Origin of the sequence: Enterococcus sp. AZ140 (genome assembly GCF_051714405.1) — a bacterium.
Taxonomy (GTDB): domain Bacteria; phylum Bacillota; class Bacilli; order Lactobacillales; family Enterococcaceae; genus Enterococcus_B; species Enterococcus_B pernyi.
The window spans coordinates 2,468,557-2,484,017 of record NZ_JBIORU010000001.1 but is presented as its reverse complement, the minus strand read 5'-3'; the positions used below and the strand labels follow the sequence as shown (position 1 = coordinate 2,484,017).

The following is a 15,461-nucleotide window of genomic DNA, read 5'->3' as shown; positions in this document are numbered from 1 at the left end:
ATGAATGAGGGGAGTGACAACGTATGGCGAAAGAAACTGTAATCATCGATCAGATCCATCACTTACAAGTAAAAGAGACTCAGATGGATTTGTTTCAGGCTTTGGAAGATTTAGAAACTGAAAATCGACGAGTCTTGCTGGCAAACACACAAGGACAATGTCGCATACGTATTTATGATCGTAAGGGAGAAATGATGATAGAAAAAGTGCTTCAATTTCCTTTGACAGAGGAGATTGAAGAGATCTTAAGTCAACACTTGGAGCAAGAAATAGCCAGTACAAAAGAGAAGAGTCAGCTCCCTCATTCAAGCAACACGCTGAAAAAAAATCAGTTGTTACAAATCGATTGGAAAAAAATCATCAAGCGATTACTTCTTAGTGGAGTAATCGTTTTTGCTGTGGTTCAAGGCAACATGTGGATCGAACAAAGAACGAATAATGAGCAAGCGACAACCGAAGAAAATCAAAAAAGTTCATGGCAGTCATTAGTAGAAGCAGGCGCATATGAAGAAGCAGCTGAAGCGTATCCTGCTTTGTATCAGCAATTGATCGATCACTTAGTAGAAGAACAGGAATTTTCTTGGGTAGAGAAGTTGAATGAGCAAAAGCCAACAGGAAATGCCACCTTTGATCTGGCTTTTTATCAAAACGATTGGAAAAAAGTAATTGCGACCCACGTGGAACAATTGACGGAAAAGCGCCAAGTCAAGTTAGCGATTGCTTATTTGAAGCTGGAACAAGTACAAGAAGCCGTTGTCTTGAATCGCCACTTAAAACATCCGGAGATCACGTTAGCACTGGATCAGTTTTATTTTGAAAAAAGTCTTGATTGGTTGAAAGAAAAAGAAATGAACAAAGCGAAAGAAGCATTTGAACAAATCCAAACGGAAGAATTAAAAGTGGTGATGGCGGCATACATAGAGCAAGGAACGATTATCTTAGATTTCATTACGTTCTATGAGGCGTCAGCCGATATGTCTGGAAATCTAGCGCTTTGGGAAGAACGGTTGGCTCGATTAGGAGAGTCAATGGAATAAAAAACTCACTTTTCAAAAAAGAGTCCAAAAGATTACGAGGATGTGCCTTTTCGTAGGTATCTACAGATAAAATGCTCCCTTAAATGAAGAAAATAATTGTTTCAGCGTCTCTAATTGGTACCAGAAGTCTTTCATCAAATCACTCAGTTGGATCACTCCATGTTTTGGCACAAATGATTGTGACAAAATCCGACTATTTATCTAAATGGTAAGCGGATACAATTTGATTAAAGAAAGAGATAAAGGAGCGATTGAAGTGGAAGAGACGATACCAAAAAATAAAATTTCATTCAAAGCAAAAGTACAAAAGTTAGGAAGTACCTTATCTAGTATGGTGATGCCGAATATCGGTGCGTTGATTGCTTGGGGTGTTTTGACAGCATTATTTATTCCAGATGGCTATTTACCAAACGAAGCGTTTGCTACGATGGTCGGCCCAATGTTGACGTATTTAATTCCTTTATTGATCGGCTACACCGGAGGGAAAGTCATCGGTGGTGATCGTGGTTCAGTCGTTGGAGCAATTGCGACGATGGGTGTGATCGTTGGGACAGATATTCCGATGATGTTAGGTGCCATGATCATGGGTCCATTAGGTGGCTTTGCCATCAAGAAATTCGATCAAGTGTTTCAAAAACATATCAAATCAGGGTTTGAGATGTTGGTCAACAATTTTTCTGCAGGATTGATCGGTTTTGCGTTAGCATTGATCGGCTTTTCTGCAATTGGTCCAGTGGTGGATACACTGACGCAAGCAATGGCAACAGGCGTTGAAGCAATTTTAAATGCAAATTTGATTCCATTGACGAGTATTTTTATCGAACCAGCGAAAATTTTGTTTTTGAATAATGCAATCAACCATGGCATTTTGACTCCTTTAGGAACAGAACAAGTGGCTACAGCCGGTCAATCGATCCTGTTCTTGTTGGAAGCCAATCCTGGACCAGGTCTAGGTGTATTGTTAGCTTTCACACTATTTGGCAAAGGCGCGGCAAAATCATCTGCACCGGGTGCAATGATCATCCATTTCTTAGGTGGAATCCATGAAATCTATTTCCCATACGTAATGATGAAACCGTTATTATTCTTATCAGTGATTTTTGGTGGGATGACGGGTAGTTTCGTTTTCCAATTGATGGATGCAGGCTTACGTGCGCCAGCTTCACCGGGTTCGATCATTGCCATTTTAGCAATGGCACCATTGAGTGCTTACTTACCAGTTATTTTAGGGATCGTCGCTGCAACAGCCGTTTCTTTCGGGATCTCTGCAGTCATTCTAAAAGCTGATGCGAAAGAAACAAGTGAAGATTTTGAAAAATCAGTGGAAGCGACTCGTCAAGCGAAACAACAAGCGAAAGGAACTGGAACTACTAGTCAGGGACAACCAGCTTTATCAGCGATCAAAAAAATCATTTTTGCCTGTGATGCTGGAATGGGGTCAAGTGCGATGGGTGCTTCCTTGTTAAGAAAAAAAGTCCAAGAGCATCACTTACCTCAACTCGTGACGAATCAAGCCATTAGTCAATTATCTGATGAAGCAGACGTATTGATCGTGACTCAAGTTGAGTTGCAGGAACGAGCAAAACAAAAAGCGCCACATGCTCATTTTGTTGCAGTAGAAAACTTCTTAAATTCACCAAAGTATGATGAAATCATCCAAGCATTAGGAAGTAAGGAAGAAACACAGCCAAGCCAACCACTCTCTACTACTCCAACAGATGATTTGGATTTATCTGAATTAAAAGATATCAAAGAGATTTTACTTGTTCATGACGATCGTGCAGGATCAGCGACAATGGGATTGTCCTTATTGAAAGATATTTTGAAGAAAAACCAATTGGAGATCCCTCTGAAAAAAATCAATATTGATGAGTTGACGGAGCAACCGAATACACTGATCGTTTCAAGAGAATCCTTGTCTGAGGAAGCACGTTCAGTGGCACCGCATTCACTTCATTTTTCAGTGGCGACGATGGTCAGTCCACAAAAATATGAAACGATTGCTCACTATTTGAAAAAAGTAGCATAAGGAGGAAGCAAGATGTCTGAATTAGCATTTGATATGATCGAGTTGAATAAGGCTTTTGCCACAAAGGAAGAGGCCATCCGATACTGTGGAAGAAAATTAGTGGAAGCCGGTTGTGTCGAAGAACCCTACATTGACGCAATGGTGGAACGTGATGCGATGTTATCCGTTTATATGGGGAATTTTATCGCAATCCCTCATGGAACAGATGAAGCCAAAGCATTCGTAAAAAAATCAGGGATCTGTGTGATCCAAGTGCCAGATGGTGTCAATTTCGGGACTGAACAAGAAGAGAAGATTGCGACAGTCTTGTTTGGTATCGCTGGCGTAGGAGAAGAACATTTGCAATTAGTGCAACAAATCGCTCTTTATTGTAGCGACATGGACAATGTTGTCCAGTTAGCAGATGCACTGAGTAAAGAAGAAGTCACACACAATCTAGCAATTGCCTAAGGAGAGAAGACGAATGAGAGCAGTACACTTTGGTGCCGGAAATATCGGCAGAGGATTTATTGGAGAAGTTTTAGCTGAGAATGGGTTTGACATCACTTTTGTTGATGTCAACGAACAGATCATCGATTCATTAAATGAAAAAAGACGGTATACGATCGAACTAGCTGACGAATCGAAAAAACAACTTGTCGTTGAACGCGTTCGCGGATTGAACAACCAAAAACAGCCTGAACAAGTGATCAAAGAAATAGCACAAGCAGATCTTGTGACCACAGCGATCGGTCCCAATATTTTACCATTCATTGCTGAACTGATTGCAAAAGGGATCGAGCAAAGAGAACAAGAGGGCAATCAGCAACCGCTAGACATCATCGCTTGTGAAAATATGATTGGTGGCTCTGAGCATCTAAAAATGGAAGTCTATAAATATCTGTCAGATACCCACTTTGCAGATCAGTCCATCGGATTTCCGAATGCAGCAGTGGATCGCATCGTGCCGATGCAACAACATGAAGATCCTTTGTTTGTGCAAGTGGAACCTTTTAAAGAATGGGTCATTGATGATACGCAACGAAAAAATAAAGAGATTTCGTTAAATGGCGTACTATACGTCAAAGATTTGGAACCATATATTGAACGAAAACTATTTAGTGTGAACACAGGACATGCGACTGTAGCTTACACCGGTGCATTATTGGGATATGCAACGATCGATGAGGCAATGCAAGATTCATTAGTCGTTGCCCAACTAAAATCAGTACTACAAGAAACAGGAAGTTTACTGGAAGCAAAATGGGGCTTTGATAATAAACAACATGAAGCCTATATTGAGAAAATCATCCAACGTTTCCAAAATAAATACATCTCAGATGCCATCACTCGGGTAGCTCGAACGCCGTTACGGAAGTTAGGCTATCAAGAACGCTTTACTCGTCCGGTTCGGGAATTGCAAGAATACAATTTGACTTGTCCACATTTGACAGCCACGATGGGGATCATTTTCAACTACTATGATCCTGAAGATGAGCAAAGTCGTGAACTGCAAGAGATGAAAGTGCGAGAAAATATGGATCAGTTGATCCAAGAAGTCACAGGTATCCATGATCCGACAACCATCAGTAACATCAAGCAAAATGTGATGCGTTATGCGAAACAAGTAGCTTGATTCTTGATGCAATCAATGGAATAAACAAGTGGATTGTAAAAAAACCTCTAAAAATATCTTAGATATTTTTAGAGGTTTTTCGCTGTTTACTTGATTGGAGCTGCGGCAACTGTTGGTAGATCAAGTTCTTTTCCATAACGTTTCTCTAATGCTAAGCGAACGAGACGCTCCGCTAAATGTTCATTACGTGCTAGGATCGGGCCATGGAAATAGGAGCCGTAAACGTTGCGGTAAATGACACCTTCGGATTGATCTTCCCCATTGTTTCCTTGACCTTTGACGATTTTTCCAAGTGGGCGTTCGCCTTCGCCAAGAAATGTGCGACCATTATGATTTTCAAATCCATAATAGGTTTCGTTGAACTCTTCGTTGTGGATCACGATGTCACCGATGAAGCGATTATTCTCTTGGCTTAAGGTGTAATGATCCAATGCACCGATTCCTTGGATTTTTTCACCGTTTGCACCCATATAATAATGACCAAGTAGTTGGTAACCGCCACAAATCGCAAGTACGACACCATCATTTTCAATATAATGAGTCAATGATTCTTTCTTTTCTTGAATGTCTTTTGAAATGATCATTTGTTCAAAATCTTGACCACCTCCAAAGAAAACTAAGTCATATTTATCTGCCTCAAAGGGTTCATGGATGCTGACGATCTCAGTATGAGAAGTGACACCCATTTTTTTGGCGATATATTGGAGCATCAAGAGATTGCCATTGTCACCATAAGTATTCATCAGATTCCCATAGAGATGGGCAATGCGTAATTCGTAGTTAGCCACGATTCATGCCTCCTTTGATAAAGCCTTGACTCGCTAATTCTTTTCGTAATTGTAGGACAGCTGTATAGGTCGCTAAAATATAGACATGATCCGTCGGTAGTTGTTTGATTTTCTGAATGACTTCAGTCAATTCTTTTGATTGTGTCAATTTATCTTCGGCGATACCCGCTACTTTCAAGCGTAGTGCCATATCTGTGTGGCGATCACCACCAGCAATCACAGCGGGGATCTCCATATCTGCAAAGCGTTCAAATTCTCCGTCCCAGATCCAACTCACATCGATTCCATCTGCGTAGTTCGCATTCAATAGGGCAACTAGTGAAAATGGATACGGCGCATGGCCCATCATGTCGATGACTTGGTTGATCCCTACAGGATTTTTGACTAGGACTAAGGTACAGGACTTGCCATCGATCTCGATGACTTCTTGACGACCAAATACTTTTTCGTCATATCCTAAACCTTGTCTGATTTTCTCAGGAACGACACCATAATATTCAGCCACTGCAGTAGCTGCTAAAGCATTATAGACATTGTACATGCCACCAACTTCGATGCCATATTCATTGCCATCAATGACGAAATCAGCTGATTTATTGTCCATTCGTTTCATTTCTGTCAAACGATAATCCAGTTCTGGACGTTTAAAGTCACAATTTGGACAATAGTATTTACCTAAGTTTGCATAAGTGATCATTTTGTAGTGCAAGATGTGATGACATTTCGGACACAACACGCCATCTGTATTGTAATGCGCCATCTGCTCATGGTCTTCTTCGTGATCAAATCCATAATATTTTCTAGGGTTGACCGTCTCAACTGAATTGAAGATCGGTGAATCGCCATTACTGATGATCGTAGCATCTGGCGATTTTGCGGCACCGTCCACGATCATTTTATAAGTGGTATAGATTTCACCGTAACGGTCCATTTGGTCACGGAAAATGTTTGTAAATAAAAATAGCTCAGGTTTGATGTATTCAGTCACTCTACTTAGACTGGCTTCATCGATTTCTAACACCGCAAATTTCTTTTGCCCTTTTCCGGCTTTTGCTTGTAAAAAAGTCGAAACGATTCCTTGGACCATGTTGGCGCCAGTAGGGTTCGTCAAGACTTCATCAAATTGTTGTCGTAAGATATTGACGGTCAAAGCGGTCGTCAATGTTTTTCCATTTGTTCCAGTTACGACGACGACTTGATAGTCTTTTGCTAATGTATCTAAAATATGAGGATCGATCGACAAAGCAAGTTTACCAGGTAAACTTGATCCTCCTTTAAAAAAGGTTTTTAGTCCCCATTGTGCGGTTTTACCAACTGCAATCGCAAATTGACTGCGTATTCCCATTATGTAACCTCCAAAACGTCATAATTACAAATAAATTCAACTAATCATACCATATGTTGAAAAAAAGGTTAAATTGCTTTGTCTTATTTTACAAAAGTTTATACTGTTCGCAAAACAAAAAAGAAAGAAGCGAGAAAACGAATAACTATCGCTTCCTGGCTTCTTACATATCGTTTTTTTAAGGGAACCATAGACTTGTTTACCCGATAATGATTTTCTCTGTAGGATATTCATAACCTAAATCTCGTGTTTCTTTTGGCACAAATAACATTAATGTATACAACATCCCGATACGTCCAATAAACATCAACGCACCGATCGTGATTTTACCGACTGTTGATAGATCACCGGTAATTCCTAGCGATAACCCCGTTGTACCAAAAGCAGAAGTCACTTCCACGATGATTGAGATCAGCGGTTGTTTCTCCGTGGCAGATAAAAAAAGAATACAGAAGAAGCACATCCCTAAGGAGAGCATAAAAACGACCACTGATTTTCGGACATCATCTTCATCAATTCGACGACCAAAAATATTAATGTTATCTTCACTTTTCAAAAACGAATAAAGATAAAGGCCAATGATCGCCACAGTCGTGGTCCGTATACCCCCGCCGACAGAACTGGGACTACAACCAATGAACATCAATAAGGAAAAGACGATCAAGGTGGTGATTTGAAAATCTCCTAGATCATGGATCTGTAAACCCGCATTACGAGTTGTCATAGAATAAAACATTGAATTGATCCACTGGACACTAGGATGGAGATCTTTGAACAAGTGATTTTTTTCAAGTAAAAAAATCAAGACAGTCCCGCTGACAAATAAAATGACAAAAGCGAGGACGGCTAGTTTGGTAAACAAAGAGAACCGAAAAGGAATCTTGGCTTTCGTTTTTCGATACAAGCGCCATTCTCGAAACTCCATCAATACCGGAAAACCGATTCCACCAATGAAAATCAGGAACATGATCATAAATAAAAAAGGATAGTCATGTTCAAATGGCTTGATCGACTCACCAGTAATATCGAATCCCGAATTTGTGACCGCGGAAATAGCTTGATAAAATCCATGAAAAACGGCTTCGTGCCAATGATCGAAATAGCCGCGAATATAAAAATAAACGGAGAACAAGGCACCAAATAGCAATTGGAACCAGAGCAATATGACAAAAGTGATCCGAATCAAACGAACGATACCAGATAAACGTGGTTGGTTCATATCTGTCATGATCAATTGTCTTTGACGTAAGGTGATCCGTCGCTTAGAAAAGATAATAAATGCCGTTGAGATCATCATGATCCCTAAACCACCCACTTGAAACAACACTTCGAGTAAAATAATGCCATTGTTATTAAAAATCGAGTGGATGTCAAATGTCGAAAGACCAGTGACACTGATCGTACTAATAGCCATAAAAAGCATGTCAATAAATGAAGCATGACTACCCGGATTTCGGAAAAATGGGATGTAAAACAAGCCCAAAGAAATCATAGTCATTAAAATATAATAAAATACAATAATTTGAATAGAAGAAAAGTGACTAGAAGCATATCTTGCACTACGCCTTCGCCATTTCCGGAAAAAAAGATTCAATTGCACAAATTCGATCCTCCTTGTTAGATGTTTCTTCCAGTATACCGACAATAAAATAAATACACAAAGAAATAATAAAACTAAAATTTACTAGGATTTTAGTTATTGGAAAAGTGTCTTATAATAAAGATGACTTTACGAAAGAACTTGGAGGGAGATCCATGATAAAATGAAGTGTATCAACCAGTCATAGACTGTCTGATTACGACTAAAACAACATTCGAGTAAATCTACACAAAAGTTTCATGAAAAAATAAGAAAAAAACAAGAAATTTATGGTAAAACTAAAGAATACGTGTGAGAAAAATCAATTTTTGCCAAACGGATCAAGACTTCAAGCGGCAACAAGGAAAAGGATGAGAGAATATGCGAAAAGTAGCACCTATATTAAAGCCAATCGCTGTATTGACGATTTCGACGATTGTTGCTACCACAACAGGCATTGTTAATAGTTCTAGCTATCGTGCACCAAGTCGTTCCACAGAGACTACGACGACTTCTACCAATGAAGGAACAGGGCAAACGAATGACACGGTAGAAACAACACCGACGACTGTAGAACAAGACACAACCAATTCTACATACAACCAAAACTCAATACCAGAAAGTTCCGTGGATGAAGGAAATACAGGATATACGACCGATTCGACTAGTCAAAATCAAGGGGACGATAGCGGTTCAAGTACGACGCCAAGTGCCACTACACCAAGCAGTACGACGCCTAATACAACGCCAAGTACTTCTACGCCAAGTGAAGGCAATCTAAATGAAAATAATACACCTACAGAGCAATCCGCTGAAACACAGATGTATAATCAACAGGCAGGTGATGAAGAATGACATTTATATTAGATATCATCAATGGGATACACAAGTTTTTAGGATATTTAGATATCAGTCCTAAATATTTGAACCGAGGCTATACTATATTAAGTGTGATTCCGACCGTTTACCTTTTACGGATTGTTTATGGATTATGGCAAAATCAAAACTATTTGCAGTTCTTTTTATATGGATTAGGCTTTTTAGTTCTTTTATATTTCACTGTTCTAAATGTGTTTTATTACTTTTTTGATAAAAATTCAAAAGCCGATGTGACCCAAGTGATCGTAAAATATCTACCTGATGAAGCATTCAATATTGAAGGAGAAACAGTTCGCGGGAACAACGGAAATATCGACAAAGTCAATACAGAAAAAGCCAATGTTCTATTCGATGAAGACTACCAATTGAAACTAGCAGAGAATATGCGCTATTTAATTGAAAAAGGTGAAATAAAAGTCAATGAACTTGGTCGAATGGATGGGTTCTTGATTGATCGAAATACACTTTATCCGTACTATTATGTGAAAAAAATCTCCGACAAAACTTATCAATTAAGTATCGGCCGTAATTATTCCAGCATGGAAAAAGTAGGAACGATCAAGGTCGACTCGCCAGAAGATCATATTGAACCCGTAGGCTTATTCCTTGCAGGCGGTGATTTTGTCAAAGATGGTCTTAGATACCATGAACCCTATCGTTTGAAGTTGATCATCAAAAAAAATCAACCAAAAGAACAAGAAGGTGAAGTGACATACAGTCGAAGCCAACGAAGAAAAAAATCAAAAGTATAGGATAAATCTTCTCCATCGAGTATTTATTTTGCTCTAATATGAAAGATACATGAAGTTCAAAAAAACATTTCTAAAAAAAAACGGATTATTCCCAACACGATCCGACACTTATTCTTTCTTTTAATTGATAAAAAATGTAAAATAAAGAATAGCTAACAAATAAATAAAAAATAACATAAAAATGTCTGGTTAATAGGAGGTATAAAGTGAAAAACTTTTTGAAAAATTGGGGAATCTTGATCGTTGTTTTAGCCGCCATCATTTTGGCAAGAGTCTATGTATTCACACCAGTCACAGTGAGTGGTCATTCCATGGACCCTTCGTTACATGATGGGCAACGTTTGATCTCATCTAAAATCTCAGATTTTGACCGCTGGGATATCATTACAACAAAAGAACCTGGGGATGAAGAACGGATGATCGTCAAACGAATCATTGGGATGCCAGGCGATACTGTGAAAATGGAAGATGATCAACTATACATCAATGGGGAAAAGCAAGATGAACCCTACTTAGATGAGTATAAAAAAGAATTTTCAGAAGACAAACTACAAGAGGAATATTCTTATAATTCAGCCTTCCAATCGCAAGCTGAAAATGCTGAAACGTTCACCAGTGATTTTGAATTCACTGTTCCGGAAGGACAATACTTGGTACTGGGCGACAATCGTTTGATCTCAAAAGACAGCCGCATGTTTGGTTTAGTCGATGAAGACTTGATCCAAGGCAAAGTCGTTTTCCGTTATTGGCCGTTGAATAAGATCAATATCATTTAATCGATGATACGTAATGCGATAGCGATATAACTCTAAACAGTAAAGATATACCCTGAAAAAACCTCAACATTCGTTTGGAATGTTCGAGGTTTTTTTGTTATATAAACTACAACAACAAGTGATCAAGTATAATTTTTTTATAAAATCACGTTATTTTCAAAGTTTGTTCATAAAGTAAGGCTAAAGTGAAAGACACATAGATATAAATAACTATTAAAATATATAGGAGTGACAGCATGAAAAAATTCATCTCAATATTAGCTGTATCATCAGGACTGGTTTTGTTTTCTGCATGTTCAACAAATCCGTCAGATCAAGCTGCAGTGACGTATAAAGGCGGTACCATCTCAGAGCAGGAACTAGTGGACCACTTGAAAAAAATCAAGGGCGCGGAGACCGCTGTCCAAGATTTGATCATCTTCCAGATTTTTGAAGAAAATTACGGCGACAAAATTACGGCTGAAGATGTAGATAAAGAATACAACGCTAGCAAAGAAGCACTCGGTGATTCTTTTGATTCGCAATTGAAATTAGCGGGCTATACAACTGAATCTTATAAAGAAGAAATAAAAAGAGGGTTAGCTTACAAAGCAGGTTTACGAGCGAATGTTGAATTGACGGATGAAGATCTTAAAACAGCGTGGGAAAACTTCCATCCAGAAGTAGAGGCACAATTGATCAAAGTAAGTAGCGAAGATGAAGCCAAGGAAATCAAAAAGTCACTCGATGAAGGGGGCGACTTTGCTAAAATCGCCAAAGAAAAATCGACCGATGAAGCGACAAAAGAAAAGGGTGGAGAAATCACCTTTGACTCGCAATCTACAAGTGTGCCAGCAGAAGTCAAACAAGCAGCGTTCAAGCTTAAAAATGAGGAAGTATCTGATGTTATCACAGCGACTAATTCCTCTACGAACGCCACGGAATATTATCTTGTGAAAATGGTCAAACAACAAGAAAAAGGCAATGATATGTCGAAATATAAAGATGAATTAGAAAAAATAGCAACAGAGACAAAAATAGCAGATCCAACATTCCAACAAGAAGCTGTGCGTAATGAATTGAAAAAAGCAAATGTAAAAATCAAAGATGAAGATTTCAAAAACGTATTAAGTGGCTTGATGACGGAACCATCCACAAGCGAAAGTTCGACCGATGCTTCAACTGAAGCTTCGACAAGTACTTCGACAGATAGTTCAAACTAATTGATCAGTGGAAGAACTAAACAAATACGAACTCAATTAAAATAATCAAAAACCCGAGAATAATTTTTTTATTTTCGGGTTTTGCGTATTTATGAAAGGTTTTTTTATAGAAATAGAAAATGCTTATTTTTTGATTGCTATAGCCAAAAACAAAGAAGCATCTTGTTTCATGAACAAGTTTTTTCCGTGATGGAATGTTTCGATTGAGCGTGGTTTAAAGCCAGCAAGCTTCAATTGTTCTCTTAGCTCCTCGTGGTCAAAACCATTATGGACTTTTGGATGTTGGATCTTTTCGTTCTTATCGAAGTCAACGATATAAAGTTTTCCGCTTGGATGAAGCATTTGCGAAAGTTGTTTTAAAATGACTTTCGTTTCTGGAATATGCAACAAGACTAAAGATAGTAAGATGATGTCGGCTTTCTCTGCTGGCAAATCCTTTGTAGCATCCAATTCAATTGTTCGTACATTTGCTTGTTTTGCCTCTTTGATTTTTTTATCAGCCATCGCTAGCATTCCTGCGGCTGAATCTATAATGATCACTTCTTTAAAACGTGAGGCAAAGGGTAACGTGACAAGACCAGTTCCCCCACCGTAATCGATCAATTTCTGGTCATGAGTCTGTGCAGAAAATTCTTTTTCAACAGCTGAACGAATCGTAGCAGCTAATTGGATTCGTTCGGGGGTGTCATAATGGTTCGCCATTTGGTGGAATATTTCGGACATAAGTGCCCTCCTTTATTTTTCATTCGATTATACCAAAAGAAGTGCGGGTAGTTGATTGATTTATAACGAAAATACCAACATTTACACTAGGGAAATCTCGCTTCGAAAATTCTCACTGTAAAAATGATTGAAAATCAAGTATAATACCATAGGAACAAACTGGAAGGTGAATGAGGACATGGCACAACTATTTTTTAAGTACGGCGCAATGAACAGCGGCAAGACAATCGAGATTTTAAAAGTCGCACATAATTATGAAGAACAAAACAAACCGGTTGTTTTGATGACCAGCGGAATCGATACAAGAGATGGCGTTGGCGTAGTTTCAAGCCGAATCGGGCTGAAACGTGAAGCAATTCCCATTTTTGAAACGACCGATGTATTTGAAGTCATCCAGCAGATGGAACATCCACCATTCTGTGTATTGATCGATGAAGCGCAGTTCTTAACAAAAGAACATGTCTTAGCATTCACGAGAATCGTTGATGAACTCAATATTCCGGTGATGGCGTTCGGATTAAAAAATGATTTTAGAAATGAATTATTTGAAGGATCGAAATATTTATTGCTTTATGCAGACAAAATCGAAGAAATGAAAACGATCTGTTGGTTCTGCCATAAAAAAGCAATGATGAATTTACATTATATAGACGGAACACCGGTGTACGAAGGAGATCAAGTCCAAATTGGTGGCAATGAAGCCTATTATCCCGTATGTCGAAAACACTATTTTCATCCATTGATGATCACAGAAGGAGATTAAGCATGTACGATCAATTACAATCAATCGAAGACCGTTACGAAGAGCTTGGGGAACTACTGAGTGACCCAGAAGTGATTTCAGATACGAAACGTTTCATGCAGCTTTCAAAAGAAGAAGCAAATACACGTGAAACGGTCGAAGTTTATCGTCGCTACAAGGAAGTTGTTCAAGGGATCAAAGATACAGAAGAATTACTCGGTGAAAAGTTAGACGACGAAATGGCAGAGATGGCTAAAGAAGAATTAGCTGATTTGAAAAAAGAAAAAGAAGAACTAGAAGAAAAAATCAAGATTTTGTTACTTCCAAAAGATCCAAACGATGACAAAAACATTATCATGGAGATTCGCGGAGCCGCTGGTGGCGACGAAGCTGCACTATTTGCAGGGGATCTTTTCTCAATGTATCAACGATATGCAGAGGGTCAAGGCTGGAAGACAGAAGTTTTGGAAGCAAGTGTGACAGGGATTGGTGGCTATAAAGAAGTCATCATGATGATCTCAGGTGAAAATGTCTACTCGAAATTAAAATATGAAAGTGGCGCACATCGAGTTCAACGTGTCCCTTCAACAGAATCTCAAGGGCGTATCCATACATCAACGGCAACCGTCGTTGTCATGCCTGAAGCAGAAGAAGTGGAAATCGATCTGGCTGACAAAGATATCCGTGTCGATATCTACCATGCATCTGGAGCCGGCGGACAGCATGTCAATAAGACAGCATCTGCGGTACGTTTGACTCACTTACCAACTGGAATCGTGGTGGCGATGCAAGATGAACGTTCACAATTGAAAAACCGTGAGAAAGCGATGAAAGTCTTACGTGCGCGTGTCTATGACAAGATCCAACAAGAAGCACAAAGCGAATATGATGCGAACCGTAAATCTGCGGTAGGGACGGGAGATCGTTCAGAGCGTATCCGCACATATAACTTCCCTCAAAATCGCGTGACCGACCACCGTATTGGCTTGACGATCCAAAAATTGGACCAGATTCTAGCTGGAAAACTAGATGAGATCGTCGACGCATTGATCGTGTACGACCAAACATCTAAGTTGGAAGAGATGCAAAATGGATAAAACCTATCGAGAAGTCCTCACACGGGCTTCTTCTTTTTTAGAAGAACAAGGAGTAGAAGGGTATAATATCCAGTTTGTCTTTCTTGAACGAAAGCAGTGGACGAAACTGGATTGGCTCATGCGAATGAATGAACCAATCACAACCGAGGATCAAGCCATGATCGATGCAGATATGCAACGACTAGTACAACATTATCCGCCCCATTATTTATTAGGTTATGCTGAATTTTTTGATCACCGCTTGAAAGTCACGGAAGCAACCTTGATTCCTCGGCCAGAAACCGAAGAATTAGTCGCACTATGTTTGGCAGAAACAAGCGAAGAAACATTAAATGTCGTGGATATTGGTACAGGAACAGGGGCAATCGCCATCAGCTTGAAAGCCGCTAGAAAAAATTGGCGGGTCTCAGCAATTGATTTATCTTTAGAAGCACTAGCTGTCGCTAAGGAAAATGCAGAACATGAACAAACGACGATCAACTTTTATCATGGCGATACGTTGGAACCTGTCATGGATCAAACTTTTGATGTAATTATTTCTAATCCCCCTTATATCAGTCGAGCAGAATGGTCGGTGATGGATCAAAGCGTACGAACTTACGAACCAAAGATGGCATTGTTTGCTGAAGAAGATGGTTTAGCGATCTATCAGAAAATCGCAAAGGAAGCTTCGCAACTACTAGCTAGCGATGGACAACTTTTTTTAGAGATCGGTTTCCAACAAGGGGCAGCTGTCAAAGCAATCATGGAGCAAGCCTTTCCCACAAAAAAAGTACTGATCAAAAAAGATATGGCAGGCAATGATCGGATGATTTTTGTTACCAATTAGTTTGTGGATGAAAAAATTTTTTTCTGTTTTTTTATAATAAAAAAACACTGATTTGATAAGGATGAAAA

At 39.1% G+C, this 15,461-nt stretch carries 15 protein-coding genes; 11 read left to right on the top strand and 4 right to left on the bottom strand.

Features of this window, described 5'->3' with window-relative positions:
- The first annotated feature begins 23 nt into the window (after positions 1–23).
- From IGJ39_RS11355 to IGJ39_RS11340, 4 genes are all read left to right on the top strand, one after another.
- Positions 24–1,037, top strand: a complete 1,014-nt coding sequence (locus IGJ39_RS11355; protein WP_438764765.1) for a hypothetical protein — start codon at positions 24–26, stop codon at positions 1,035–1,037.
- Between the two features lie 256 nt (positions 1,038–1,293).
- Positions 1,294–3,066, top strand: a complete 1,773-nt coding sequence (locus tag IGJ39_RS11350; protein ID WP_065097028.1) for a PTS mannitol-specific transporter subunit IIBC — start codon at positions 1,294–1,296, stop codon at positions 3,064–3,066.
- A 12-nt stretch (positions 3,067–3,078) separates the two neighbouring features.
- Positions 3,079–3,516 (top strand): PTS sugar transporter subunit IIA, encoded by a 438-nt coding sequence (locus IGJ39_RS11345; RefSeq protein ID WP_019723779.1) that lies wholly within the window; start codon positions 3,079–3,081, stop codon positions 3,514–3,516.
- Positions 3,517–3,529: 13 nt separating this feature from the next.
- Positions 3,530–4,681, top strand: a complete 1,152-nt coding sequence (locus tag IGJ39_RS11340) for a mannitol-1-phosphate 5-dehydrogenase (protein ID WP_062806204.1) — start codon at positions 3,530–3,532, stop codon at positions 4,679–4,681.
- A gap of 86 nt (positions 4,682–4,767) precedes the next feature.
- Here IGJ39_RS11340 and IGJ39_RS11335 read toward each other — a convergent pair whose 3' ends face one another.
- The 3 genes from IGJ39_RS11335 to IGJ39_RS11325 form a co-directional block, all read right to left on the bottom strand.
- Positions 4,768–5,469 carry a type 1 glutamine amidotransferase gene (locus tag IGJ39_RS11335; RefSeq protein ID WP_142433790.1) on the bottom strand — a complete coding sequence of 234 codons (702 nt, stop codon included), beginning with the start codon at positions 5,467–5,469 and terminating at the stop codon, positions 4,768–4,770.
- Complete coding sequence (locus IGJ39_RS11330) at positions 5,462–6,814, bottom strand: Mur ligase family protein (RefSeq protein ID WP_104775819.1); 1,353 nt, start codon at positions 6,812–6,814, stop codon at positions 5,462–5,464. Before IGJ39_RS11330 ends, IGJ39_RS11335 begins: the two co-directional genes overlap by 8 nt.
- A gap of 199 nt (positions 6,815–7,013) precedes the next feature.
- A complete protein-coding gene (locus IGJ39_RS11325; protein ID WP_065097031.1) occupies positions 7,014–8,414 on the bottom strand; it encodes a TrkH family potassium uptake protein in 1,401 nt (466 codons plus the stop codon).
- Positions 8,415–8,774: 360 nt separating this feature from the next.
- Here IGJ39_RS11325 and IGJ39_RS11320 point away from each other — a divergent pair, with 360 nt between their 5' ends.
- From IGJ39_RS11320 to IGJ39_RS11305, 4 genes are all read left to right on the top strand, one after another.
- On the top strand, positions 8,775–9,248 hold the full coding sequence (locus tag IGJ39_RS11320; protein WP_065097032.1) for a hypothetical protein: 474 nt from the start codon (positions 8,775–8,777) through the stop codon (positions 9,246–9,248).
- Complete coding sequence (locus IGJ39_RS11315; protein WP_086335124.1) at positions 9,245–10,024, top strand: DUF6681 family protein; 780 nt, start codon at positions 9,245–9,247, stop codon at positions 10,022–10,024. The genes IGJ39_RS11320 and IGJ39_RS11315 overlap by 4 nt, the downstream gene beginning before the upstream one ends.
- A 206-nt stretch (positions 10,025–10,230) precedes the next feature.
- The gene (gene lepB / locus IGJ39_RS11310; RefSeq protein WP_010736630.1) at positions 10,231–10,800 is read left to right on the top strand and encodes a signal peptidase I; all 570 of its coding nucleotides are present in this window, start codon (positions 10,231–10,233) and stop codon (positions 10,798–10,800) included.
- 236 nt (positions 10,801–11,036) lie between these two features.
- Positions 11,037–12,002: a peptidylprolyl isomerase gene (locus IGJ39_RS11305; RefSeq protein WP_065097033.1), complete on the top strand. Its 966-nt coding sequence runs from the start codon at positions 11,037–11,039 to the stop codon at positions 12,000–12,002.
- Positions 12,003–12,125: 123 nt separating this feature from the next.
- Here the strand turns inward: IGJ39_RS11305 and IGJ39_RS11300 are convergent, their stop codons facing one another.
- Complete coding sequence (locus IGJ39_RS11300; protein WP_438764761.1) at positions 12,126–12,725, bottom strand: class I SAM-dependent methyltransferase; 600 nt, start codon at positions 12,723–12,725, stop codon at positions 12,126–12,128.
- Positions 12,726–12,903: 178 nt separating this feature from the next.
- Here IGJ39_RS11300 and IGJ39_RS11295 point away from each other — a divergent pair, with 178 nt between their 5' ends.
- From IGJ39_RS11295 to prmC, 3 genes are read left to right on the top strand one after another with little or no spacing between them, the layout of a single operon-like run.
- Positions 12,904–13,488 (top strand): thymidine kinase, encoded by a 585-nt coding sequence (locus IGJ39_RS11295; protein ID WP_010736627.1) that lies wholly within the window; start codon positions 12,904–12,906, stop codon positions 13,486–13,488.
- Positions 13,489–13,490: 2 nt separating this feature from the next.
- Positions 13,491–14,564 carry a peptide chain release factor 1 gene (prfA, locus tag IGJ39_RS11290; protein ID WP_065097036.1) on the top strand — a complete coding sequence of 358 codons (1,074 nt, stop codon included), beginning with the start codon at positions 13,491–13,493 and terminating at the stop codon, positions 14,562–14,564.
- The gene (prmC, locus tag IGJ39_RS11285) at positions 14,557–15,393 is read left to right on the top strand and encodes a peptide chain release factor N(5)-glutamine methyltransferase (RefSeq protein ID WP_438764758.1); all 837 of its coding nucleotides are present in this window, start codon (positions 14,557–14,559) and stop codon (positions 15,391–15,393) included. The genes prfA and prmC overlap by 8 nt, the downstream gene beginning before the upstream one ends.
- Positions 15,394–15,461 lie beyond the last annotated feature (68 nt).

What these genes read in the sequence shown, in the direction of transcription:
- IGJ39_RS11300 (WP_438764761.1), bottom strand. Translation starts at nt 12,725, where the DNA reads ATGTCCGAAATATTCCACCAAATGGCGAACCATTATGACACCCCCGAA.
- IGJ39_RS11315 (WP_086335124.1), top strand. Translation starts at nt 9,245, where the DNA reads ATGACATTTATATTAGATATCATCAATGGGATACACAAGTTTTTAGGA.
- prfA (WP_065097036.1), top strand. Translation starts at nt 13,491, where the DNA reads ATGTACGATCAATTACAATCAATCGAAGACCGTTACGAAGAGCTTGGG.
- IGJ39_RS11295 (WP_010736627.1), top strand. Translation starts at nt 12,904, where the DNA reads ATGGCACAACTATTTTTTAAGTACGGCGCAATGAACAGCGGCAAGACA.
- IGJ39_RS11305 (WP_065097033.1), top strand. Translation starts at nt 11,037, where the DNA reads ATGAAAAAATTCATCTCAATATTAGCTGTATCATCAGGACTGGTTTTG.
- IGJ39_RS11340 (WP_062806204.1), top strand. Translation starts at nt 3,530, where the DNA reads ATGAGAGCAGTACACTTTGGTGCCGGAAATATCGGCAGAGGATTTATT.
- prmC (WP_438764758.1), top strand. Translation starts at nt 14,557, where the DNA reads ATGGATAAAACCTATCGAGAAGTCCTCACACGGGCTTCTTCTTTTTTA.
- IGJ39_RS11345 (WP_019723779.1), top strand. Translation starts at nt 3,079, where the DNA reads ATGTCTGAATTAGCATTTGATATGATCGAGTTGAATAAGGCTTTTGCC.
- IGJ39_RS11355 (WP_438764765.1), top strand. Translation starts at nt 24, where the DNA reads ATGGCGAAAGAAACTGTAATCATCGATCAGATCCATCACTTACAAGTA.
- IGJ39_RS11330 (WP_104775819.1), bottom strand. Translation starts at nt 6,814, where the DNA reads ATGGGAATACGCAGTCAATTTGCGATTGCAGTTGGTAAAACCGCACAA.
- IGJ39_RS11320 (WP_065097032.1), top strand. Translation starts at nt 8,775, where the DNA reads ATGCGAAAAGTAGCACCTATATTAAAGCCAATCGCTGTATTGACGATT.